General features: G+C 35.8%; 18 protein-coding genes and 5 riboswitches. All 18 genes read right to left on the reverse strand.

The window, feature by feature from the left end:
- Window positions 1-11: 11 nt before the first annotated feature.
- Window positions 12-854 (reverse strand): hypothetical protein, encoded by an 843-nt coding sequence (locus RTW14_RS10870; RefSeq protein WP_312650959.1) that lies wholly within the window; start codon window positions 852-854, stop codon window positions 12-14.
- Between the two features lie 194 nt (window positions 855-1,048).
- A riboswitch (cobalamin riboswitch) is annotated at window positions 1,049-1,254 on the reverse strand.
- A 120-nt stretch (window positions 1,255-1,374) separates the two neighbouring features.
- Window positions 1,375-6,018, reverse strand: coding sequence for an immunoglobulin-like domain-containing protein (locus RTW14_RS10875; RefSeq protein WP_312650962.1), 4,644 nt, complete (start codon window positions 6,016-6,018; stop codon window positions 1,375-1,377).
- Window positions 6,019-6,420: 402 nt separating this feature from the next.
- Window positions 6,421-6,588: riboswitch (cobalamin riboswitch) on the reverse strand.
- Between the two features lie 163 nt (window positions 6,589-6,751).
- On the reverse strand, window positions 6,752-9,343 hold the full coding sequence (locus RTW14_RS10880; RefSeq protein ID WP_312650965.1) for an energy-coupling factor transporter ATPase: 2,592 nt from the start codon (window positions 9,341-9,343) through the stop codon (window positions 6,752-6,754).
- Window positions 9,316-10,227, reverse strand: coding sequence for an energy-coupling factor transporter transmembrane component T (locus RTW14_RS10885; protein ID WP_312650968.1), 912 nt, complete (start codon window positions 10,225-10,227; stop codon window positions 9,316-9,318). Before RTW14_RS10885 ends, RTW14_RS10880 begins: the two co-directional genes overlap by 28 nt.
- Entirely contained in the window at window positions 10,217-11,047 is an 831-nt protein-coding gene (locus tag RTW14_RS10890; RefSeq protein ID WP_312650971.1) for a DUF4430 domain-containing protein, read from the reverse strand. The genes RTW14_RS10885 and RTW14_RS10890 overlap by 11 nt, the downstream gene beginning before the upstream one ends.
- A gap of 11 nt (window positions 11,048-11,058) precedes the next feature.
- Window positions 11,059-12,735, reverse strand: coding sequence for an S-layer homology domain-containing protein (locus RTW14_RS10895; protein ID WP_312650974.1), 1,677 nt, complete (start codon window positions 12,733-12,735; stop codon window positions 11,059-11,061).
- A gap of 116 nt (window positions 12,736-12,851) precedes the next feature.
- Window positions 12,852-13,062: riboswitch (cobalamin riboswitch) on the reverse strand.
- A gap of 107 nt (window positions 13,063-13,169) precedes the next feature.
- The gene (locus RTW14_RS10900; protein ID WP_312650976.1) at window positions 13,170-14,219 is read right to left on the reverse strand and encodes a homing endonuclease associated repeat-containing protein; all 1,050 of its coding nucleotides are present in this window, start codon (window positions 14,217-14,219) and stop codon (window positions 13,170-13,172) included.
- A 31-nt stretch (window positions 14,220-14,250) separates the two neighbouring features.
- Window positions 14,251-14,835, reverse strand: a complete 585-nt coding sequence (locus RTW14_RS10905; protein WP_312650978.1) for a DUF2284 domain-containing protein — start codon at window positions 14,833-14,835, stop codon at window positions 14,251-14,253.
- Window positions 14,828-15,811: a TIM barrel protein gene (locus RTW14_RS10910; RefSeq protein ID WP_312650980.1), complete on the reverse strand. Its 984-nt coding sequence runs from the start codon at window positions 15,809-15,811 to the stop codon at window positions 14,828-14,830. The genes RTW14_RS10905 and RTW14_RS10910 overlap by 8 nt, the downstream gene beginning before the upstream one ends.
- A 109-nt stretch (window positions 15,812-15,920) precedes the next feature.
- Window positions 15,921-16,199, reverse strand: a complete 279-nt coding sequence (locus RTW14_RS10915; RefSeq protein ID WP_312650983.1) for a hypothetical protein — start codon at window positions 16,197-16,199, stop codon at window positions 15,921-15,923.
- Window positions 16,200-16,492: 293 nt separating this feature from the next.
- A riboswitch (cobalamin riboswitch) is annotated at window positions 16,493-16,692 on the reverse strand.
- A 57-nt stretch (window positions 16,693-16,749) separates the two neighbouring features.
- Entirely contained in the window at window positions 16,750-17,064 is a 315-nt protein-coding gene (locus RTW14_RS10920; protein WP_312650986.1) for a DUF2149 domain-containing protein, read from the reverse strand.
- Window positions 17,051-17,683, reverse strand: a complete 633-nt coding sequence (locus RTW14_RS10925; protein ID WP_312650990.1) for a MotA/TolQ/ExbB proton channel family protein — start codon at window positions 17,681-17,683, stop codon at window positions 17,051-17,053. The genes RTW14_RS10920 and RTW14_RS10925 overlap by 14 nt, the downstream gene beginning before the upstream one ends.
- Window positions 17,684-17,802: 119 nt before the next feature.
- Window positions 17,803-17,973: riboswitch (cobalamin riboswitch) on the reverse strand.
- Between the two features lie 106 nt (window positions 17,974-18,079).
- Complete coding sequence (locus RTW14_RS10930; RefSeq protein ID WP_312650993.1) at window positions 18,080-19,135, reverse strand: homing endonuclease associated repeat-containing protein; 1,056 nt, start codon at window positions 19,133-19,135, stop codon at window positions 18,080-18,082.
- A 15-nt stretch (window positions 19,136-19,150) separates the two neighbouring features.
- Window positions 19,151-19,918: an arginase family protein gene (locus RTW14_RS10935; protein WP_312650996.1), complete on the reverse strand. Its 768-nt coding sequence runs from the start codon at window positions 19,916-19,918 to the stop codon at window positions 19,151-19,153.
- Between the two features lie 42 nt (window positions 19,919-19,960).
- On the reverse strand, window positions 19,961-20,974 hold the full coding sequence (locus tag RTW14_RS10940; RefSeq protein WP_312650999.1) for an NYN domain-containing protein: 1,014 nt from the start codon (window positions 20,972-20,974) through the stop codon (window positions 19,961-19,963).
- A 54-nt stretch (window positions 20,975-21,028) separates the two neighbouring features.
- Entirely contained in the window at window positions 21,029-24,643 is a 3,615-nt protein-coding gene (gene addA, locus RTW14_RS10945; protein WP_312651002.1) for a helicase-exonuclease AddAB subunit AddA, read from the reverse strand.
- The gene (locus RTW14_RS10950; RefSeq protein ID WP_312651005.1) at window positions 24,634-25,023 is read right to left on the reverse strand and encodes an HI0074 family nucleotidyltransferase substrate-binding subunit; all 390 of its coding nucleotides are present in this window, start codon (window positions 25,021-25,023) and stop codon (window positions 24,634-24,636) included. Before RTW14_RS10950 ends, addA begins: the two co-directional genes overlap by 10 nt.
- Entirely contained in the window at window positions 25,010-25,306 is a 297-nt protein-coding gene (locus RTW14_RS10955) for a nucleotidyltransferase family protein (protein ID WP_312651007.1), read from the reverse strand. Before RTW14_RS10955 ends, RTW14_RS10950 begins: the two co-directional genes overlap by 14 nt.
- Between the last annotated feature and the right edge of the window lie 98 nt (window positions 25,307-25,404).

The following is a 25,404-nucleotide window of genomic DNA, read 5'->3' on the forward strand; positions in this document are numbered from 1 at the left end:
AAATATGAGATTTAAACTAAATCATTTAAATTCTTAGTAAAATAGTTTTGTGCATCATCATAAGTGGTATATTTCCAAACTACTATATCTCCGTCCTGCAATTTAACTGCGTCACTGCTCATAAATGCAGATTCATCTAGTCTCAAATAGTCCTGTGCACCATCGAATCTATAAACCCTATAGTTCCAGCCATAATTACCTGTTGCTGTTGTTGTTTCTGTTCCCACTGTAATGGATGCAACATAATTGCTTCCCCATAGTGAATAATTAATTTCTCCAGTTGCCTTTACAGCAGCTAATGCGTCAAGCGGAGTAGCAAAGTTCTGTGATGAATGATTTACATCAACCATTCCACCTGGATAATTCATATCCTGAATCATAACAGTAACATCTGATGCATTGGCAGTTGCTGTAGAATCTACAATAACTGTAAAGTTTACAGAAGCCTTATTTCCAATCATATTTGTTCTGCTAGCTTCTACACTGCATGACCCAATTGTTGCCGTAGAAGGAACACTGATTACAGCATTACTGCACAGCACATTGCTTACACCAGATATAGTATGTGACTCAGCACCTACTGAATTAACTGTCGCAATACTAGTATTACTTGATTCCCAATTTACAGCTTTAGCCGTATTCTCATCATCAAAACTTGTTGGTGAGTATGAATTATTTGCAGGACAAGCATATAGTGTAACTGTTGATCCTGGGGCTACCTTCACGGTATACAAGCTTGAATCTGTTGTTAAATTCAAATCGTTGTTGCTAGCAAATGACACACTTGCCATAGCAAAAACCATTACCAATGCCAACGCTACGGCAAAGATTCTTTTGTTTAATAGTTTTTTCATTTTGTCCTCCTTTGAATCACGCCTTTCTGATTACCTTATTGTCCTCAGAAAAAATAATAAGTATTTATTTCAAACCTCTTTGAAGTTTAAAATCAAAATAAAAAGACTGTGGTATCTCTACCACAGTCCGTTTCTACTGTTTTTATTTCGCAGTGTTTGCCACACTGCATTAAACGCTTGCCATTTTGCCCTTGACACGTTTTCTTATCCATGCAGGTCTTCTGACTTGTGTATCTATATTCTTCTCAACCTTCCCAAATAAAACATATTCAGTGGTCATTTGTTTTCACAAATTTTGAAAAGAACTCCTCACTTACAGCGGCGGGTCCGTGCCGGACTTTAACCGGCTTCCCTTTTAACTGCCAACTTCCGTTAACAGACATGAATAACTATTAAATTATTTCCTATATCTATAATATAATACTTTTTTCTAGATTTCAAAGGCGTTTTAATGACTTATTTCTACAAATTTCGACAATGTGCAGAATTGCCTAACTCGATTTGAAACCTAATTGTACCATTATAAATAATTCTGCATTAAGACAGAAATCATTTTTGAACACTCTGCTCTTGTTGCATTTTCTTTTGGAGCAAAACTGTCTATAGTTTTCCCATTAATGACTCCTGCTTTCTGCAATTCTGTTACTGCTGATTCGGCATATCCCCCTATTTTGTTTTTGTCAGCAAATTTCACTTCTTTGTTTACTTCGCTGAGTTTCTTTTGTTCAATCTTAGTCATATATCTTGAAAGAATTACAGCCATATCCTGTCTTGTAATACTTTCATTGGGATTAAATGATACCGTACCATCATTGTTTGAATTTCCAGTTACTAACCCCAACTCAGCCGCCCAAGCTGCTGAGTTTGCAAACCAAACATCTTTTTTAACATCTTTAAATTTAGAATCTCCATATTTACTTAAATCAGCCCCTGATAGGTTGGCAAGTATTTGCACAAATTCAGCTCTCGTAACCTTATCATTTGGTGCAAATCCTGTATTATTTACGCCTTTCACCACATCTCTTGCTGCTAAGTATACAATCTGATCCTTTGCCCAATGCTTTGATATATCATCAAAAGAAATGTTTTTATAACCTACAGCATAATTAGAAAAATGATTGGTTGAAAAAGTCAGCGTTTTTGTCTTGGAATCATATTGGCAGTCTTTAATTGTTTCTAGATTTCCGTTGTCGTTTATATAATAAACAACAATGCCATTTACGTTTTCACTCTCTGATGCTGTATACGGTATTGAAACTTGTACATTATCTGCAAAATTAGAGATTTTCTTATCTCCCACAGTTAAATTAAAGTCAAAAATTGGTCTGTCGCCTACTTTCTCTTTAATCTTACTCTTACTTTCTTCTGAAATATTTCCTTCTTTAGCAATATCTACTTTTCTTACGGACAGCTTTACATCCCCATTGATGTTCTTAGACATAAGCTCCAAATTCTGTTTATCAAAAACAATATCCGCAAGAGGTGTCTGCACAGTTAGAATATCAACCTTCTTATTTAGTTCCACCATAGAGTCTTTAGGCAGTTTTGTTTCTACCTCTTTTGCCTTATCATCTGCCTTTACCACTATCTTCACTTCTTTTTTAGCTGTAGCACCTGATTTTTCTGAGGCTTTTACAACAGCCTCTATGACATCACTAATATCCTTTGCCTTTACTTCTGCTGATGCTTTTCCATCTTTATCGGTGGCTGCTTGTACTTCAGTTTTTCCTGTGGCCTTTTCTTTTTCCACAAATTCAGCTATAGCTGACTTACCTCCAGCAGCTTTTACTGCTTCAGGATCTTTTGTCCAATCGTTAGTATAATACCAGACAAGTTTATCTCCATCATTTAATTTACATTCTTTAAGTCCTATAGTGGGAGCTGATCCATTAACCGTGTAAAGCCATCCTGAATTCCGACCATTTGTAAATTCTGCTAAAGTCGTTCCTGATGGATTTGTAATAGATGATACATAGCCGCGTTTTGCTCCAATATAGGTAAATCCTTTTTCATCTAAAACCTTTGTAAATGCATGATATACTGTTGCATCTGATTTAAGATTAACCGTTGTTTGGGGAATCCAAGTCCCTGAATCAGCCTTCAATGTCAATGTTACTTTTATTTCTTTTTCTGACACTGGTTCTGTTGGGCTTACTTCTTTGCCCCCTGTACCATTAGCGTAGGCTTCCGTTTTCGTTACCTTTGAGAAATCGTATATATTGTATGGTTGCCCGCTTTCCATTACCTTTGATGCTGCAATCAATGCTAAAAACCCCTGTTGTGTTGCTAGTTCATTACTTTGATCTGATTCACCAAAGCGGAAACCATCATTTGTAGATAACTTATACGTTAATAAACCATCCATCAGACTCTTACCATTCTTTATAAATCTGCTATCTGTATCAGGATTAATACCAAGCTGTGCCAGTGCGATTATAACAGAAGCGTCACTATTGGCACTTCCATAACTACCATTGCCTCCTTGTTTTTCTGATAAAGTAAGAAGTATCTTATCTATTTCAGGTTTTACATCCTCTCGGTTGTAGTATGGAGCTAATCCTTGCAATACCATTGCTGGGGTATCTACTCCCCAAGTCCAGTCCGGAGTTTTTAGTTGATCAATCAAATATTCTATATATTTGGTCTTTAAGTCGTCAGAGTTATAGCTACCTTGATTTAATGATAAAAGAACATAAGGAGCTATTGTTGAATACCACCCCTGCTTTGCATCTTCCAGCTTAATATTTTTTAATTGACTGACTGCATCTATTTTAGTTTTGTTTACCGTCCATAATGCTGTAGGATCGTATCCAAAAGCACTCAACCCATTGATTGCATTTGCAAACTTATTTGCATTGACAGATGCTTTTTCATCAAGAGTTGTAATATCGTAAATAGTCTTGTTGATAAATGCCTGTTTAGCATCTGGGGATATCTCTTTTGTTATATCTAAAGAAGTATTTTTATAGGCACTTATTCCCACTGCTTGCCACCATGTTGCAGAGGATCCCCACCATTCAGAATTTTTATCTGCATAAACAGATGCAATCTTGTCTTTTATTTCTTTATTTTTGTCAACACCAGCTGTTACCTTTGCAAGGAAACGTTTTTCTGCTGTAGCTCCATTATAGTAAAGTGTCAGGACTATATCACCCGTTTGTTCCTTTAAAGTTCTTGTCACCTCACCATATGTTGATATCTTTTTGATTCCAGGATTTTCTGAAGACCATTTAACATCTATTACACGATATGCATCTTTAAATCCTTCTAACTTATTAACATAGTTCCAATTATACGGTACATTATTAAAATTATCTGTAAGTGCTAGTAGCTCAACTTTTTCTTTAGTTTTCATGTCCACTATATTGTCTAGGTTAAACAGTTTAATGCCATCATCTATTAAATTCTGCGCTGCTTTCTGCTCTTCCTCATTCACAGCTGGAACAATCAGATTAAACGTTTTTTCTCCATAAGCAGGGTTAGGCATCGGTCCTCCCGGAGCCATACCATAACTCCAGTATGCCCCAGGATTTATTTTTGCAGTAAGAGTCACCTTTGCATCCTGCTGCCCAAGCTTTGGCCTTGTCACCTTCGCCGTAAACTTACCGTTCACCGTGTAATCACCAATAGAAATAATATTGCTGTCACTGGACGTCCATTCTATTTCTGTATAATATCCTTTGCTATCCTCTTTAGGCAAATTTAAATCTGAAACAATTCCACTATTTGTTGTATTGAGATTTTTTATTAAGTCAAAAGTAATCCAATCTCCACTTAGTGCTTCTACCTTTGTGGCAGATTTAGCATTAACAGTAACATTTGCCTTATATTCTTTTGTAACCCCACCTAATTCTAAGCTAAAAACAACGTCTTTCTTTACTCTTTTTGAACCATATGTAATATCTCCGTTTTCCGTAATCTGTGTCTGATCTCCCGGTGTGCATATATCGGAGACTTTTATAGAAGTATTTATTTTAGCCAACTCCTCACGGACTAAAGATATAATATTTTTATCTTTTTTGTAGTCGCCATCCCATTCATTAGGTGTGATTTTACTTGGTAATTTTGTTACTGCCTCATTTAGTAAACTTTCAGCTTCTTCTGTTCCATACCCTTTAACTGTAATATCAAATGATTTTGTATCAGATATACTTCCATAAGATATTTTAGCTGTCATTTTAACGGTTTTATTTGCACCAACTGGACGAATAACTGTCCCATCATTTTTTATAACGGATTCATCTTCTGACGTCCACAAAATAGAAGTTTTACCGCTATTACCACTAATAGGCAGATCTAAATTTTTCTCGACTTCATCTATAGAAGTATTCTGTCCTTTAATATCTTCAAAACTCAGAGCAGACATATCCTGACTCACGATTTGAGTTTTTTCTTCATCCGTTACAGGTGCGGTAACCGTTACTTTACAAATTGGTGGAATTAAATTCTTTCCTTCTTTATCCGCTGAAATATAATAGGTACCTGGACTTTCAAAAGAAATGACTGCTTTTCCTTTCTCATCAGTAACCCAATTCTTGCTACCATCATACGGAATATTGCAAGATGTGCTGTCACTAACTAAAATTTTTGCACCTGCAAGAGGCTGATCCGCAGAACCTCCTGCCATCATTCCTCCTTTCCAATCTGGAGTCGTAATAACATTACTTAAAAGCGCAATTGGTAGAGCTCCCCCTGCAGTAACAGTTGCACTTTGCTTGTCAAAGCGGGCATAGGTATCTGAAGCCCAGTCTTTATATACAGTTCCTTCAATGTCATCACCATCTGACAGAGGTTCTTCTATATTCATCACCATTTTGCCATTGGCAAAATATCCAATAGAAGTACTGGTTTTACCCCAGAATTTTGAAATAGATTTATTTTCATTAGCGTTAAGTCCAGACGCACCATCCTCATGGTGTAATTTATGAGCTTCTACAAGTGCATCAAATGCTGTGCTTCCCTTATCAAGAGTAATTGGTACCTCCACCATACCAGTTATTCCATCTTTTGATAATTGGAATTGGCCTTCCAAACTTATTGTTACATAAACCGTTATTTTATCTGTACTATCTGCAAAAGCAGTCATGGGTATCATGGTAAACGCCATGATCAGTATTAATAAAAATGACATTCCCTTTTTTAGTAATTTACTTCTTTTATTCATTGCCTTTTTATTTTCTCCTTCATTTAAACATTATTTATATCTATAAATCATCGCGTAAGCGTTACCAAGTAGTTATTTACCTGTTTTCATCCCATAAAAAGGTAACAAAATGTGGCTTCGCCACTCTGCAATTCCTTTTTTGTATAATAGAAAATCTAACGATATTTTCCATTATACAAAAAAACTGCAGCATTTCTGCTACAGTCCGTTTTCTCTGTAATACGCCCCTTATTATCTGTGGCTTATATTTAAGATTCCTTATTATTTACAATAAAACAAGAGAATTAATAAAACAAAAAAACTGTAGCAAAATGCTACAGTCCGTTTTTTTCTGTATGTAATATGTTTAATAGTATAAGGAAAATACAAATATTTTCATCACTCTGCCGATTACCCGTCAGCTCGCTCCTAACATTCTATGCAGGTCTTCTGGCTCACGTATCACCGTTTCTTCCTGCCTTCCCGAAAACATTTCAGTGGCATATAGGAGAAACTACCCGTTTACAGCGGCGGTACCGCGCAGGATTCTAACCTGCTTCCCTCTTAGCTGCATAGCTCATCGTCACCTTAGTTAAATTTAACATACTAGACTTTAGCTTGCAGAACATAAATGTTTTATTAAATTATACTTTTAATGGTAACATTAATATGTAAATAATGTCAAGCAAAGTTCTGCAATGTTCTACAAATTTCTACATTTCTATTCTTTTAGTTTATTTAAAGATTGGTAATATCAATCCTCTATCAACCCATACTTAACCTTAATCCGGTCCAGCTTTTCCAGCATAGCCTCTGCCATAATCCACAAGAAAAATACGGTTGATGATGCATGAACCAAATCAACAGGAACCCCTCTGGCATAGGCTAATATAAACATCTCTGCAGTAGGTTTGGTATAAAACATTAATACGGATGCTGGATTTAAAATTCCACCATAAATAAAAAATGTCGCCAGTCCTCCAAAAATTGCCAATGATATCTTATTGCTTCTTAAAATTCCCTTACGGAAGAGTACACCCGCCAAGAATCCGATAACCCCGAACCCAAACATCTGCCATGGAGTCCAGGGTCCTTGTCCGAAAAAGATATTTGATGCAAAAGCGATTAAAGCTCCTACCAGAAACCCCGTTTCCCCTCCAAAAGCAACTCCTGCAATAATGACGACAGCTGCAATTGGTTTAAAGTGAGGCAGCATAAAAAATGCACATCTCCCTGCTACCCCAATGGCACACAAAACCGAAATAATAATGAGTTCTCTTGCCTGAGGTTTTCTATCCTCGAAAATCATGACAAAGGGCAGCATGGTTTCCAGTATGATTAACATAGATATAAAATAATACTTGCGGTCATTTAAATAATATATTCCCAAAAAAATAGTAAGTGGTATGAGTAACAAAATCATTGTTGCCGCCACCTTTGTTCTTTTTGAAAGTTTCCTCTGATTTAATGCCACCTGGTCACAGATAACTTGCCTTTTATTCACCGCTTGATCTGATTCTGCCTTTTTCCGTTCCCAGAACCTAAGTTTTTTCTTAGGTACATCTCCCCTTATTTCTTCACTCTTTTTAGAACTTTTAGTAAAATCAAATTGAGCTAAAATAGAAGCAATTTTATTATTTTGCTCGTACTTTTTATTTTTCTTCCTTCCACCACAGATTTGAATGATATCCTCTGCCGTAATTGCTTCCGGCGCTAAATGACGAGCCATACGATTAGCCTCTGTAGTATAAAAACTGTTCCCACTAAAGAATTCTCTTGGGGTACCTTCTGTCACTATATTTCCATCAAAAAACATGGCACATCGATCTGCATACTTAGCACAAAATTCAACATCATGGCTCACCATAATAATCGTAATGCCTTGTTGTTTTAAACCCTCTAAAATAGCTGCAAAAGTCTGCTTAAATTCTGCATCTAACCCTTTGGTTGGTTCATCCAGCAGCAAAATCTTTGGCTTTAACAGCAGAACCTTTGCCAAAGCTGCTCTCTGCTGTTCCCCTCCTGACAAATCATAAGGATGTTGTTCTAAAAGCAAATCTAATTGACACAGTTCAGACACTGCATCTATACGCTGTTCTTTTTCTTCCATAGAAATTTTTACTGATGAAAGCATCTCATATAGATCTTTTTTTACAGACTTTTTAACAAATAAGGCCTGCGGGTTTTGTGGAAGTACTCCTAATAGTCCCCCAAATTTTTCATTATCTGGTATATCAGATAAAAGCTTTCCTTCTATTTTTACAGTTCCTCGATAAGGTTTATTCATTCCTGACACCAAAGATAAGGTGGTACTTTTACCTGTGCCATTTCCTCCCAAAAGTGTAAACAATTCACCCTTTTTTACTTTTAAGCTTACTCCTTTAACAACTTCTGGTAAGTCTTTTTCGTATTTGAACCAAACCTGATCTAGCTCCACCATTAGCTGCTCTGAGCAGCTTTTATCACATTCCCGTTCCTTGCTTTCTTCTTGAAGGGCTAATGGTTGTAAGGAAATACTTTCTGATAATTCATTTAACCATTCTCTTCCTTCCCTAACAGTAATCGGGCATTCTAATTCATTGGGGACACCTGCATATACCTGCATTGGAACCGGCATGGCCAAAAACATTTTATGTGCACTCTTACTAAGAAGTTGTCCCACACTCTTAGGCGAACCAGCTGCCATAACAACGCCATCATCCATTACAATCACTCTGTCAGATAAGGGAAGTACTTCTTCCAGCCGATGCTCCGTCATGATTACTGTAGTTCCCAGCTCTCGGTTGATTTTTCCTATAGTTGCCAGGAAATCTGATGCGGCTATGGGGTCAAGCTGGCTGGTAGGCTCATCTAAAATCAGTACCGATGGCTGCATGGCCATAATGGCCGCCAAGTTCAGTAACTGCTTTTGTCCTCCTGATAGTTCTGATACATTTTTATAAAACCACGTCTGTATTCCAAAAAAAGATGCCATTTCTGCAACTCTAAGCCTTATGGTAGGTGTATCATATCCCAAACTTTCTAATCCAAATGCCAATTCATGCCATACCTTATCTGTGACAATCTGGTTGTCTGGTGACTGCAATACAAATCCAATTCTCGAGCTCTGCATCCTTTGATTCAAAGATTCAAGGTCTTCTCCTTCAAATAGTATCTCACCGGTTCGAACGCCATGAGGTGACAAAATGGGCTTTAATTGACGTAACAAAGTAGTCTTACCACATCCAGAAGGTCCACATAATGTCACAAATTCCCCTTGAGAAATGGTCAGATTAATGTCCCTAAGTATTTGTCTCTGAGATTCAGGATAAGAAAAATTTAACTGTTTAATTGAGTAGCTTTCCACTGTTTCTCCTCCTGTTTATTGATAATAATTGGTACAATGCATAGTGCGGCATAAGCTAAAAAAGGAAGGTAGAAAAATATTCCTATTCCTAAAGTATGACCTTTCATCGTCGGATAATATCTAAAATAAAGAATACCAAAGTATTGACCTAACAGTACGCAAAAACCTAACACTCCTATTGCTGTTAATGCCTTTTTATCTCTATATTCAAGATTAAAGATTGAAAATGCAGTTCTGCCAGGCAGTCCGTAGCCTCTGCTTCTCATACTATCTGCTGACTCAATAGCATTTTCCAACGACCAGGTAATCATACTCGACAAAATCGTAATTCCATTTCTCGCCCGTTGTAAAATACTCCCATTTGAAACATCCCTGCCAACGCATTTTTGTGCATTAGAGATAACCTTAATTTGGTTCTTAAACCGTGGTACAAATCGAAGTATCATGGATAATATTAAAGATAACGCCGGAATAATCCGACCAAATAAATATACAAATTTGTCTGAAGTCATAATCTCATTGTAACAGGAAAACCAGCATACAACCGCAGCCAGCATAGTGGCTGCTGCAACTCCATATAAAATAGATTCCAATGTCAGGGGATTTCCGTTAGGCAAGTAGGTTAAAATGGTAACGCCCTCATGGTTAAATGCAGGATTTATAATTGCGGTTACTACCAGCATAGGAAGAAGTACAAAAAAATTGAATTTCACTGCCTTTTTCCCCTTCAGATAGATGGAGTATGCAAATGCCGTAATCAAAGATATTATCAGGCAAGCGGGATGCATCAGTACCATAGAATAAATAAGTACTAGCGCAAAATATAAAAAATTTACCAATGGATGATAAGAGGAAAATGCATCTACACTGCATCTATTTTTCATCAAATCCGCCTCCAACATCACGACCTAAATCACAGGTGTAAACCCACTCGATGACGTCTCCCTCTTTAATGATATATCGACTGCATCCGTAATTTGGAAACCATCCGTTAACCTTATACATCCATCCAGATAATTCTCCACAGTCAAACTCATATAGATTATGGATTCCTTCAATATAAGCTGAATTGTATACTGGTGTATTAGAAAATTCCATATGTATTTTGTTGTTTTTTGTTTCTCGCTGCAATAAATTAAACACGCTTTCGCCTTCATAAAAGGTTACTTTAGTAGCAGGCATAATAATCCCATCTTCTGGCACTAATTCCACTTTTTCTTTATCCAGACTATCCATATTATCTAATATGGTTTTACATTCAATTGACAAGGTACAGGTTTTTGCTTTATTTGTAATTTTCACAGTGCCCGGCTCTACAGGAACTGGTTTTCCCTCCGGTACTGGATCTGTTTGATATTTGTCTTTACCCGTTGACGAATCAATTTCCATGCCCTTAGATTCGCTATACGCTACATCTTTTTTATTAACCTTTACTTCTACAGTCTTTACCGCTGTCTTCGTTGTTTCTTCTGCCTTTTTAGTTTTTAACGCTTCTTCTGTCGTAGCTGCAGCACTGTTTTTTTCCGCGTCCACATTAACCGCACTTTTACTTGTTTCTTCTTGTTTCGATGCTTCTATGCTTGTTTTATTCTTTAAATCAGAGGAAGGGCTGCTTTTAGCAAACCCTCCACCCCAAACGAACGTAATTGATAATATAGCAATAATTGCCACCGCTGCATAAATTTTATTCTTACTTATTTTCACAATCCTATCTCCTACATTAACTGGGCTTTACCTAACATACGATATAACATTTCTGCAATTTCTGAACGCTTAATCAATGTATTAGGGAAGATCTTTAAATCAGACTTATCTAAAACATCGTTACTATAGCAAAAGGCTAATGAGCTATTTGCCCAAGATGCTGCGTCCACATAATCATTAAACTGCGCAAGTGTATTCTGAATAGTTGATGCATCCATATTGGTATTCATGCCACATAATGCTGCTGCACGTGCGACCATGCTTGCAGCCTCTTGTCTTGTGATGCTTCCGTTTGGATTAAAAGTTGTTGCAGATGTGCCGCTTACAATTTTATACTGGAAAGCTGTGCCTATATAACCTGCATACCATGCTTTGCTTGATACGTCTGTAAACACATCACCTGCTTTAGGGGTAAGTCCAAGGGCTTGGACTACAATTGTTGCAAATTCTGCACGAGTCATCGTTTCATTCGGTTCGAAAGTGGTATCTGTTTTACCGTTAATAATGCTTCTAGAAGCTAATGCTTCAATGGATTTTTGGTTTTTATGACCTGCAATATCTGTAAAAGTTCTGCCTTCTTTCGTAACGGGCATAACTTTTACATCTGCATTTTTGTCTTTTAATCCTGCAGCTGTATTATTTGCACCACTTGTCTGTGTTGATGTATCCGCAGCGACCTTAGTATCGCTCATTCGATATAAACTATTTTTTCCATTTAATGCTCTCTGTACCGCTACTAAAGTATAAAATCCCTGTTCAGTAGCCATTTGATTTGCACTGGACTCTGACAATACATGTTTAAATCCATTTCCCTTTATATAAAATTGAAATATATTTTCTACTGATGTATGCCCATTTTTTACGAAGCGGCTGTCATCAACAGAAATACCTAATTCTGTAAGCGCTACAATAACCTGATCCACACTTTCAGAATTAACAGCTCCCCATGAGGTATATCCCCCATTTTCATTCTGTTGCTTTGACAGACATACTATGGCCTTATCTATAGCTGATTTTACGTCTGCACGGTCTTGGTATTTCGCTAATGCCTGCAATGCCATAGCTGTAATATCTGTATCTGCAGCCTCATCTCCTTTTGCGGAACCTGTAGTTCCTCCAGTCAATGAAAACCCACCATCGGAGAGTTGTCTTTTTAAAATTTCATTTACATACATATCTCTAGTAGCCTGAACTTCAGCGTCCTTGTTTTGCGGCATAGGATAATTTTTCGAATCTAAGGCAATAAGCGCCCATATGGGTCCATTTATTCCCTGCCATATGGTTTTATTAAAATCTCCAAGGGGTGTCAGCAGATTATATCCTGCTACATTTGTAGGATCCTTGCCTATAGCGCTTAATGCAATGATGGTCCGTGAGTAATCCGTATATTTCTTTTCATGTAAAATGCCCTTACACTCTTTTACATTCTTCTCTACTGCAGCATAATAGCTATCATAATAACTTTGAGGAACCTTATAATCACTGCGTGCCAACGCCATAATGACCCATTCCCCGCCTATTGATCCAGGTTGTGGGTCTGATACCGTTTTTTGTAAATACTTTGCAGTCTCTGTTACCGCCTGATCAATGGTGCCTTTCTCTGTAATGGCAAAAACACTGGCAACATTGCCAAGTGCCAGAACCAATACTAAGAATAGCGACAGCATACTTTTCTTCATTTGTTTCATTTTCCCTCTCCATTTCATTCTTTTCTTTGCACAAAAAAATACTGTGGCAGCCCATAATGACTACCACAGCCGTATTTCTGTGTATAAAACTTATTCAATCCCATGACTCGTGGGTTAAAACCTAAACCTTCGTGATGATATTCTGACTTACACTTCCAGGAATTATATCCAACGCACATGTTTGCCTTCCCAATTTCTCAGTGGCTGACCTTGTCAAAACATGCGCTTAGTGCTTACAGCGGCGGTACCGTCCGAGACTTACACTCGATTCCCTATTACACCTTTCTGTCAATTTGACTGAAAGGAAACACAAACAGCATTTAAATATTAAATTATTTATTGGCTAAATTCTCCTTGCCTATTATTAGCTATTGTATCACCAAAGTATTTTATTGTAAATAGACATGTAGTTCAATATGAGCACTATCAACTTTTCATTTCCTCATTTTTCTCAGCTCTTTCTCAATCTCTTTTTCTTTAGACTTTTCAAGAGGTTCCAGGTCTATCTGATATAAAATATTTCTATAATTTACACATTGAGTAATCAAATTGTTGTAAACTTCTTTAGGAATTTCTGATTTTACCAAAGGCCTTTTAAGTTTATCTGCCTTAGATTTTAGAATTTTGAATTGATTTATTGTTTCTTCATTAGGATTAACAAGTTTAAATACACTTCCCTCTAAAAGTTCACTGTGTTTAATAAGCTTATTTCTCCTACCGTCAAGATAAGTAGCATTAAAAGGCCTAATTTTCTGTATAGGCTCCAAATCTATTTGATACATAATATTCCGCCATGTGCCGCAGCGTTTTTTCAGTTTTTCTCTGATTTCACTTGTTATCTCTGTTCTCATAGGAGGTCTTCCCAGCTCTATTGCTTTTTTATGTATATATTCAAGCAGCATTATTTCCTCCTCAGGCAAATCTTTCACTTTATAAGCCGGCTCCCAATTTTTCCATTGGTTATCAATACCCGCCGCATCAAGAAGCTCTGCCCAAGTGTTAAACTTATGTTTAAAATAGTCAGCTAACTCTTTCATTTCGTGCATGTGAGGCGGTCTGCCCAATTCTTCTGCCTTACGCCTAAGGGTGCCAAGCAGTTCTTTTTCAAGTTGTGCATTCATTTTTATTTTTTCATATGAATCCCCACATTTTCCCGCCTTTTTTGAAAGTCCTGCTGCAACAAGTGCCCTGGGCCAGTTTCCGAATCTCCGCTTTATATATACTCTATATAGCCAATAAATTTCTTTTTGCGCTGGGACATATCCTAATTCTTTTGCTTTTGCTTTTAATATCTCACATAAATCTTCATCTGAAAAATTAGAATACATAGCTTTCCCTTTACCTGAATTAATTTGAGAAAACTCATATATCTGTTCCGCATTTTCAATACCTTCATCGTATTCCAAATTTCCTGAACGAATACCTTCATCTACAATTTCATAGAATTCCTTTTTATACTTCTCTGCTATATTTCCTTGGTGCATTCCAGGTTCCCTTTCTATCGACAGACATTTTTTATTTTTTTAGTAATCCACACACTAAAACAAAATATGTCGGCAACTTATTTTCTTCTATCCATTCAAGATCAATTCCAAATAATTTGCTACATGTTTTTCCTACATTTCCCCCCAGTGATTCAATGCTATAACGCATTTTATCAAAGTGATTACAACTTTCCCTTGCAGTACTACTGCTACAAGAGACTCTTGTGCATTTCTGACTCTCCATCATACCACTGCCACACAAAGAACAACTTCCCGCAGACAAGCTCACACTACCTTCATATTGTTTTTCTAATATATAAAGTTGTTCCGTCAACTTCCGTTTTTCTTTATCAAGAATATCGAACATGATTTTTTCTTCTTTTTCATATTCGTTCTGCCTTTCTTCTTGATTAAAAGAGATTTTTTCCCCTATGATGTAAATGCTGCTAAACTTTTTCCAATACTCTAAAACATTAAAATCATAGGGCGGGCAACACCATTTTTTACCATAGTTGCTGCATTCCTTGCAGCTCTCAAGAAATTCTTCTATGTCTACATACTCATCTAAATATTTTTTTATATCTACTTCAGCGCTGAGCAGTTCTATGTTATACACTAAAATTTCCTCCTTGTTTCAAAGTATCAGTTTGAATTTGCAAAACTCTTTCTTTTTCTTTCCTGTCAGAAGCTGCTAATTCATGTACTAAATAGTCCGGATTTATTCGATCTATTACACTTTTTATACCGATGTTGGTTATGGGTTGATGGGTGTCAATATTCAATATGTGCTTATACCCAACACTAAACTTTTTAAAATAATCTTCTGGTAAATCAGGTACTATGCTGATGTTTTCTTTAACATACTCCCCACTTAAGGATTGATGCAAATGGATTCCTTTAATATATCTGCAAAGTATATCATGCTCATCCAGCATTTTATGTATATACTCAATTGCCTGTTTTTCATCTTTGAGCTCCAGATTTGTACACATTAAATGTCCTACGTCAAGCATTATCCCTTTATTTTTATAGTGTACTTTTTGAAGAAGCCGTTTAGTTATTTCGGGCCGTGTAAAATCTAATCCTGCCCAATGTAAGTTTTCCATTAGAAATTTAAATTTATATTTTTTATTATCTAAAAGTATATTTATTAATTCTGCGGATTTATCAATTACTTCTTCATCGGTGTGAAGCCATTTATAGGTATATCCTTCTTCTATAGAAACATCTGAAACATGAAATACTACATATTCAGCACCTGCCTGACTTGCTCTATCCAAATCATCACTAAGCATTTTTATCAGTGCATTCCGGTCTTTGCCTCCATAAAACAGCTCCCACGTTCCTTTATTTTTAAATTTGTGAAGTAATTTAATCTCATTTTTATCCCAAAAATCCAACCAATCACAAAAAAATGCTAAATGCCATCCTTTTATAAGTGTTTTTTCTATATTAAAGCTACATTTTTCACCGCCCCATATGGCTTCAATTCCATGGCAGCCATATTTATTGCACACTTTTCTTAGTTCTTCACTATTTTCATACTCATCTAGAACATTGTCTACAAGAGGCATGTTTATTAGTTGAATCATATTGTATCGAAATCCTTTCAAATTAAAAAAGTCTCTTAATGAGTACTGGAAACTAATTTCTGTTATACTCAACTAAGAGGCTTCTGTATTTTATTTATTACAGTTTTAGTTAATACAAACAATAGCTTTCATAATTTTCTCCCATATATACCCACACATTTTCTCCCATTTCTATTTTTTCGTTAAATGTCAAATTAGGGATTAAAAGCTTTATGCTTGTTCTTTTTCTTCCTATAACAGTGATTCCTTCCCCAGTTGGAGACTTTTTAAATTCATCGATTTTCTCTGACAAATTAGAAATACCCGTTTCTTTAGAAAAATTATCTACAAATTCCTGAGTATTTGCATAAACTACATTGTCCTGATTTTTGAACCAATTAACATTCATGGTGTTCCTCCTTATATTTAGCTATAATTATATATTTATGATTTTAGAGCATCTGACCTTCCTGCAATTTCTTTCTTAAATTAGGCTAGGTCATAAACGATAAAAATCTATAAAAAAGGATGAGGGTTATAACAGGTTTGCTCACATGCAAAACTGTTATACCCTCAGGAATGAAAAGGCATCTTAATATAAATAAACAAAAAAACTGTAGCAAAGCTGCTACAGTCCGTTTTTCTGTAATATTTATCATTCTTAAAACCCTAAGGTTTATAAGCATCACCGATTACCCGTCGGCTACTCGAACAACTTATGCAGGTCTTCTGGCTTACGTATCATCATTGTTTCCTGCCTTCCCAAGTATAAACTCAGTGGCAAATAGGAACAACTCCTCGCTTACAGCGGCGGGACCGCGCAGGACTCTAACCTGCTTCCCTCTTAGCTACTAAACTAATCGTCGTCTTGTATCAATTAGACTTTAGTCTGTAGAACATAAATGGTTTATTCAATTTACAAACTAATGGTAACACTTTTAGGTAACATTTGTCAACCCCTATTCCTTTTTCACTATGTACATTTTTCCGGTTTTTTCATCTTCATATACAAATCCTTTTGAATCGTAGTCTTCTGACAAGGAGCCATCTTTTATGGCATCTTCCAAATCATTCACCTCAACCAGCTGATCTTCTGTAACAACATCCATGATTTTACTTAAGTCCACATTCCAGAACATAATGATTGCAATCATCAAGCCACAAGAAAATACAAGCATTACATCTACTAGGTTACCCAGACTTTCCATGGGGTTTATGTCTTCTTTGTTTTTATAATGCCTTCTCATACTCAAAGAGTTATTATTTCTTAGCATTTGCATCAACCTCCTCCAACATGCTTTCCATTACTAATTCAAAAGTAATCAGATAATCTTCATACCACTTTTTACGTATATTGGAAATGACACAGCAGATTGCTGCCGAAATAACCCCTGAAATTGTAGTATCAAAAGCTATTGCCAGCGATTTAGACAAAGTCTCAGTATCACCATGTCCCAAAGCGATGATTCCCGGTCCTAAAGGAATTAATGTACCTAAAAGTCCAAACATAGGTCCCAGCTTTGCCACTAAATCGGTAATTCCTACTGCTTTATCGTACTTCTCCTCTTCCGTTGCAAGCAGCCTTTGCGCTAATGCGGTTAGTGATGTTTTCGGCATATCACTGGATTCTAGAAGAACATTTAAGGCTGCCTTCTGCCTGGCTGGCAGCCCGCTTCCTTCAATTGTTTTTTGCAAATCATTTTCTTCATGTATTTTTTTCAGCAATCCAGTTGCATCTAATTTCTTTCGTTTTCTTCTTTCTGTAAAAAATTCTACTGCAAAATCTCCAAACTGCCATACTGTAACAATCATTAATAATAATAATACACACATACATGGCTTTAAAAGAATTTGGCCTATTAAATGCAGTATATTACTTAATCCAAAACCCATTATCATTTCTCCTATATTCTTATACTTTTATTTATTTGATTATTGGGTCAAAAAAAAGATCTTTAATTGGCATGCAAAAAAGACCTTATATTCCACATACACGCTCCTTCATACCCAATAACGTATACTTACATATGGCAGGTTTCCTGACTTGTGACTCTTTCTCCGAACGTCTTCCCAGTTTCCCAGTGACATTATTCTTCGTCCTCACTTACAGTAGAGGTAGCTGTGCAGGATTTTCACCTGCTTCCCTTTTAAAAATTTCTTCACCTATATGTATTTAAATATTAAATTTTACCCAATAATAATATCACTAAATATTGGTAGTTTCAACAATATTCGTCATAAAAAAACAGACTGGTTAAAATAAATAGTCTGTTTTAACAAAATTTCAAGTTATAAATTTACTTTATTTTTTATCCTTCGTCTGATTTTCTGTGTATTGGTTTTATCTAACGATTCCACTCCCACTTGAAAAAGCACATTTCTATAGCTTCCACAAGCCTTCATTAATCCGTCGTAGACATCCTCTGGCAATTCTTCTTTAATGGGAGCACGTCCTAGTTCAGTAACAATTTCTCTCAGCTGAATTAAATATTGTTTTTCATTTTTGCTTAAATTCATCACTTTATATAAGCCATTACTTAAAATCTCCGTATGATGTTTTCCTTTATTTTTTCTATCATCCAAATATGTTTCACTAAATGACTTTGGCTTTTCTATAGGCTCCATACCAATTTGGTGTAAGGTATTTCTCCATGTTTTGCACTTGATTTTAAGTTTTTCTTTAACTTCATTTTCAATTTCCTTTCTGAGTGGAGATCGGCCCAGTTTTTGTGCCTTGGATTTAATCTTCTCCAATAAAAGTTTTTCTTCTTCAGTAAAATCATTTACAATAAAAAGCATATGCTTATTTTTCCACTCTTGGTTTATACCTGCAGCCTCAAGTACCTGGTTCCAAGTATCAAACTTATATTTCAAACCCTCAACGCAATCTCTCATTTCTACCAAATGTGGCGGTCTATGAAGTTCATCAGCTTTTTCCCTTATTTGATTGAGAAACTCCTGACATTGCTGTTCTCTTTCCTCTATAATTTTAAAGCTATGTCCACCACTTCCAGCTTTTGTTGACATAACCGCTGCTTTTAATGCTTTCGGCCAATTCCCAAACCGGTGTTTAATGTACATATGATAAATCCAATATACTTCTTTCTGTGTGGGCACATGGTCTAAATCTTTGGCACGGCTTCTAATATAATCACAAAGGTCTTCATCCGATAAGCTTTCATATACTTCTTTCCCAGTTATTGATTTTATTTTATAAACACTCATTAAATTCTTATGTTCTGTTAATTCAATATGGTACTCAAGTTCCCCACATTCAGCGGCCTTGGACGCTAAAGCTTCTAGTTCCAACCTATATTTATTAATTTCTGCTAATTCTATGGTCATATTATATTATTTCCTTTACTTTATCTTTCTTTCATCTTTTAAAAACCTCAGTAAATTTGCATTTACTTCATCATTATTTTTTACTGCGCTAAGCTTTCCCGTCTCATTTGCACATTCTCCGCAAAGATCTATTCCTATTATTTTTCGCTTAGGAATGATTCCATGAAGAATATTTTTTAGTTCAGTGAGTTTCATATTGCCCTGACTCCAGTTTGTCTCAATAACTCTTCTGCTTAGCACGTCCTTATCAATAGATATGTAAACTGGATACTGTTCACTTAATTTCTGGATTTGAGAAAAATCATTCTTCTTAATCTGCTCACTATCAATGCAGATAAGCTTATCTTTATATTTTTCATCTAAAGCCAATTTTTGTTCTTTACCAATTCCCATCAAAACAATTTTATCAATAAATGAATTATTCTCCAAGCACTGTACCACCCATGAGCCACAACTTAAAATGCTTTTAAAGACTGGTTTCTGCATATCTGTATGATAATCAAAAACAACAAGGCTAAATTTCTCTCTTATTTTATCTATCCAAAATTTGGTCGCATAATGATAATTTCCTGAATCAATAAAATGCAGTCCTTGTGGTGACATATTCTTTATCGTATCTTTTATAGTTTTTTCTGCCATACTATCACAAAAGCAGTTTTTCCCCTGTAGCTTGGAAAAATCCAGCCATATGACATTTTCGTCTTTATAAAACTGCTCATATTTGTAAATGCCTGAAAAATTCATAATTGTTATATATGATTTTTCTGTTCTACTCGTATTCAATTCTAATCCCCTCATTCATTAAAGCATATTCTCACTTCAAAGCTAAATAAATTTAGACATGCAGACAATTTTTTTCTTTGCTCTATTTATTTTGATTTCTAGTTGACTTATACTTTGAATAAATTTTGCAAAAGTAGCGTATCCATAATCCTTTACCTCAAAGGTATCAAAATTACCATGCACCTTTTGCCCCAATGTTGCTAACTCTATCCCATTTTTCTTATTTGTTTTTACACAATTAATAATAAATTCATCTAACTCTTCCTTGCTTATTCTATTATCTTTTATCCTAACTGAGACAAGTTTACCGTCTTTAAGCAGTTCAAAGCAGCCCATTTCCTCAATAAATTTAGACAAAAAGCTGTATCCGTAATTACGAACATCGAAGTCGGAATACTTTTTTACCAACCGATTTCCAATCTCTGCCAGAACTGTATTTTTACCACGATTTTCATTTTCAGTTATGATTGAACTTATATAATTTTTAATAAGTTGTTCCTCTATAACTCCATGATTTTTCTCAATCGAATGAACTTCACCAGCTTTTTCTGCATCAACCAAGCTAACCTCTTCACTATCCGCCTTCGCAGCTAACCCCTCTTCCATAAGCTCATCTTCATTTTGATTTAATAGCACTTCTAATATGGTAAAAACATTGCAAGCAGCTCTAAAAGAACGTGGTGTTTTCTCTTCGCCCATTCCTATCACATTCATGCCTGACTCTCTTAGCCTACTAGCTAACCTAGTAAAATCACTATCACTGGATACGATGCAGAATCCATCAACATTACCCGTATACAAAATGTCCATTGCATCTATAATGAGTGCTGAATCCGTAGAATTTTTCCAAGCTGTGTTACTAAACTGCTGTATTGGTGTTATGGAATTTTCTAGAAGTTCCTTCTTCCACTTATTGGTCTGTTTGCTAGTCCAGTCTCCATAAATACGTCTATAAGTAATAACACCATATTTGGTCATTTCATCCAATATACATTCAACATACTTGGCCGAAATATTATCTGAATCTATCAGTACTGCAAATCTCTTATCTGCCATATTTCACCTCACCTTTCAATCTTCTATCACGAAGAGTTTAAACTAAACGTATTTTTATATTTCAATAAAAATCTGTGCATTTAACATATAGATATATGCTTCCCTAACTTTCACACCTTTAACCACTTCAATAGCTTCACGGTAAAGTTCAATCTGCTCTCTATAGGTTTCTTTTATGTAGGCTATTTCGTGTGGATCTGTAGGGTTGTCAACCCGATTGGTTTTGTAATCCAGTAATATGTATTTGTCTCCTTCTCTGAAATAACAGTCAATGATACCCTGCACGATTATATCTTCACCCTTAATTTTCTTCACCAAATTAAATGGTGTTTCTTTAAATATCTCATCTGCCTGAGCAAGCCTTTTGCCTAACTTTGAGCATTGAAATTTAATGATCATTTTCGCATGCTTTCTCGCCTCAACTGCCTCTTCACCAGTAAGCAGCTGTCTATTTTCAAGATCGGTAATAAAGCCTCGAACCGATTCCAATGCTATCTTTTCCTCTTGGGAGCACAAGCCATAACCTTCTTTAAAATCCCAATGCTCCAATACGCTATGTATAATAGTGCCTCGCTCTGCTGCTGTAAATCCTGATGTTTGACCTTGTGCAAATTGAGGAACAGCCAATGCCGCATCATAGGAGCTTTCATAATAAAGGCGTTCATAATTTTCTGGAGTCATGCCTTCTTCTGAAAGTAAATCACTTATTTTATTCAGCTTACTCACAGAGAATTTCGACTTCAAAAGTCTTGCATATTCATATCCATATGTAAAAGAAAGCTGTTTATCAATCTGAGCATAAATCTGTGCGTATGACGCTCCATTCACATCCATGCCCATTTCATTTGTATCCATATGGTTAAGTAATTTTTTAAGCTGTTCTTTTCCGTCATTAGTCTGGGCATTCTCAAATGATATTTCTTGTGCATCATGGTAATACACGGATATATCACTGGCTGAGATTGCGGGCATAATCATATCAAGATAACAAGATGCTCTAAATACATCCGGTTCCTCCAAGCTTTCCTTTGCCTCTCGGAATTTCTGCAAGTCCTTTACACTTCCCAAAAGAATTAGTTTATCCTGTGCCCTGGTAAATGCCACATAAAGAATTCTTACTTCCTCTTCCAGGTCCTCCTTTTTTCTTTTATTATCAATTGCCATCTGAACAAGAGTCTTTTTATAAAAGTGTCGCTGTCTATCTACGTACCGAAGTCCTAATCCAATGTTTTTATGGAGGTCTACTGGTTTTCTGGCATTGGCATTATTAAAGCGCTTGCCCATGCCTGCAACAATAACCATGGGAAATTCTAATCCTTTACTTTTATGGATAGTCATAATCCTTACAACATCATCATTCTCTCCCACAAGAGTTACCTGCCCCATAGGAACTTTTTTTTCTTTAATAGCATCTACATATGTAATAAACCCAAAGAGCCCTTTCATCTGTGAAGCCTGGAACTGTACAGCTTTATCTATTAATGCTCTCAAATTCGCTTGTCTTTGCATACCACTTGGTAATGCTCCCACAAAGGTATAATATTCTGTATCCCATAGCAACTTCCAGATTAATTCATCCAAAGGCATAAATTCAGCCATTTGTTTCCACTCAGCCAGTTTTGCTAAAGCATCAGCACATTTTTTAAGAAGCTGGTGATTTTTATTTGATTCATTAGTTATATTTGCATATAGGTTAAATGCTTCAAAATATGATGTGTTTTTGCTATTACTCCTTATCTGAGCCAATTCCTCAACTGTAAATCCGAAAATACTAGAATGAAGTACACTAATTAGTGGGATATCCTGTCTCCTGTTATCAATGATTCTCAGGAGGTTCAGAAAGATTTGAATTTCCAACGTGTCAAAATATCCATCACTATCATTAATATGTGAGGGTATATCCATCTGCATAAGCACCTGTTGAAATTTATCAGCATAGTTCTTCTGCCCTCTCATAAGTATGACTATATCCCGTTTAGTCATGGGTCTTTCTACACTTTTCTTCACATCAAATATGATTTTCCCCAAGGACTCCTTTATCAGCCTGGCTGCTATAAAAGCTTCCATTTCTGCCGATTTCAGTTCTCTTATTTCCTCGTCAACCTCCATATCTTCTGTTATTTTCTGGTCAACTAAATGCAGTTCAGCCAGGTAGTCAAACTCTCCTTCATAGGAAATCCCCTTATACAGTGCTGCTTCCGCATCATATCCTGCCATAAGCTTGGAAAACAAATCATTGACAGCCTTTATCACATTCCCTTTACTTCTAAAATTAAAATTTAAATCAATTTTTGCATCTAGCTCATTTTCTTCTTTCTTAAAGTTCTCATACTTTTCCATAAAAAGCTCAGGTTCTGCAAGCCTGAATTTGTAAATACTCTGTTTTACATCACCAACCATAAACACATTATTATCACGCTTTATAGCTGTAATCAGGGTATCCTGTATCACATTACTATCCTGGTATTCATCTACAAAAATATACTTAAATTTATCTCGATATTCTGCCGCTGCCTGGTCATTTTCCAGAATTTCTAAAGCATAATGCTCTATATCATTAAAGTCTATTAGCTTCTTTTCTTCTTTTTGTTCTTTGTAATGTTCACTAAATTTCTTTACTAACATTGCCAAAGTTTCAGCATGAGGATAAACCTTATTCATGTCCGCGATTTGTTCCGTTAAAGGCCGCATAAAATAGTCTTGCTTTATTCCCTTAAGTGCATCTTTACAACGCTCACGGTATATTCCTGCAAACTCTTTTACTTCATCAAAAGCCTCTTTTTCATCTTTAGTCGTTACCATTCTTACATATGAAATCTTACTAAGTGTCTCACCAAACTGATCAAAATCTCCTGCCTGAAAAATATTTATTGCTTCGTCTATTGAGACAAAATCCTCCTTGCATTTTACTGCAAACTTCACAGCTCCCGCCTCTTCAAAGATTTCAATGGATTTATCATAATTTGCCCTTGCATAAAAAAGTTCCTTTTTTATGTGTTGTTTTATTTCTTCAAACATTTTTGACTGTAAGAATTTTTCTTCATCCATGACCAGATTTTCTACACTTCTGTCCAGCCATTCCCATGGTTCAGGTACGCTTTGAATGGTCTTATACACTTCCAAAATCATTTCCTTAACCAAGTTTTCATTCTTGGTGGAAGCATAATTATTTAGGAATTCAATAAATTCATGACCGCCCTTATCAAACATTTCCTCAAATAAATTATCCATAGCCTGTGCCTGAAGAATAATCTGTTGGGCCTCATCACAGATTTTAAAGTTCGGATCAATTCCTATAACATGGAAAAACCGCCGTATAACCTCCAATGCAAAAGCATGGAAGGTACTTATATTTGCCTTATATATAAGGTTTAACTGTCTACGCAAAAAAACTGTATCCCCTGAATTTTTTTCAATTTCAGAGGTCACAGCCTGGACTATTTTTTCTCTCATTTCTGCCGCTGCAGCATTGGTAAATGTAACAACCAGCATTTCATTAACAGAAACACCTTCATTTATAATTAGCTGTTTAATTCTTTCGACTAAAACAGCCGTCTTACCCGAGCCTGCTGCTGCCGCAACTAGCATATTTTTATTTCTAAGCTCTATTGCTTCCGCCTGCTTTTCAGTCCATTTCATACTTAACCTAACCTTTGCTTTTATTGCCATTTAGATAAAATCTCATGTTTTAATTCCTTAAACATCTTTACATAAGTCTGCTTTGTTTTTAAGACTATATCCCTTGCGATTTCTTGATTATAGGCATGAGAAACATTATTTCTAGAAGCCAGTGCCTGAATCCATGTTTCTTCTTCCTTTATCATTCCTGCATTGTAGGCAGTCTTTATAATCATTTTGGGTGAACCAGTTCTTCCTTCTTCATATCCATGAAGTTCGAGTATTTCTTTCATAGCCTTCCATGATTGCTCAAAACAAATTTCGTAAAGTGCCACTAATCCTGTCAGGACAACATTATCATAAGGTTCATCATACTTAAAAATATCCTCTAAATTGCTTAATGCCTTAGAAAAGTTTTCAAACTTTTTCATATATAAGTACCCCTTCCCTATGGATTGATTTTAATAGTTCCTGGTCTGCAGGTCCATCTAAGTTTACAATATCAAAAAAAAGCAAAGTGTTGACATCTTCCTCTATGTCCAGCATAAAGGATGCAATATCTCCCCCTGATACTGCAAGATCTATGTCACTTCTGTCTTTAAAGTCGTTCCTTGCTCTTGAGCCGAATAAGATTACTTTATTCAGTCCATGTTTTCTTGCCAAAGAACAAATTTCATCTGTCACATTGTCTTTTATCCCTGTTTTTTCAAACACTCTAATTCCTACTTTCCTAAGCTTCTTTCAATTTTAAACTAACCTCTCTCTATTCTATAAAGAATCCTCAGTTATTTCAACAATAATTTGTATTTATA

This window comes from Aminipila sp., from assembly GCF_032051575.1.
Classification (GTDB): Bacteria; Bacillota; Clostridia; order Peptostreptococcales; family Anaerovoracaceae; genus Aminipila.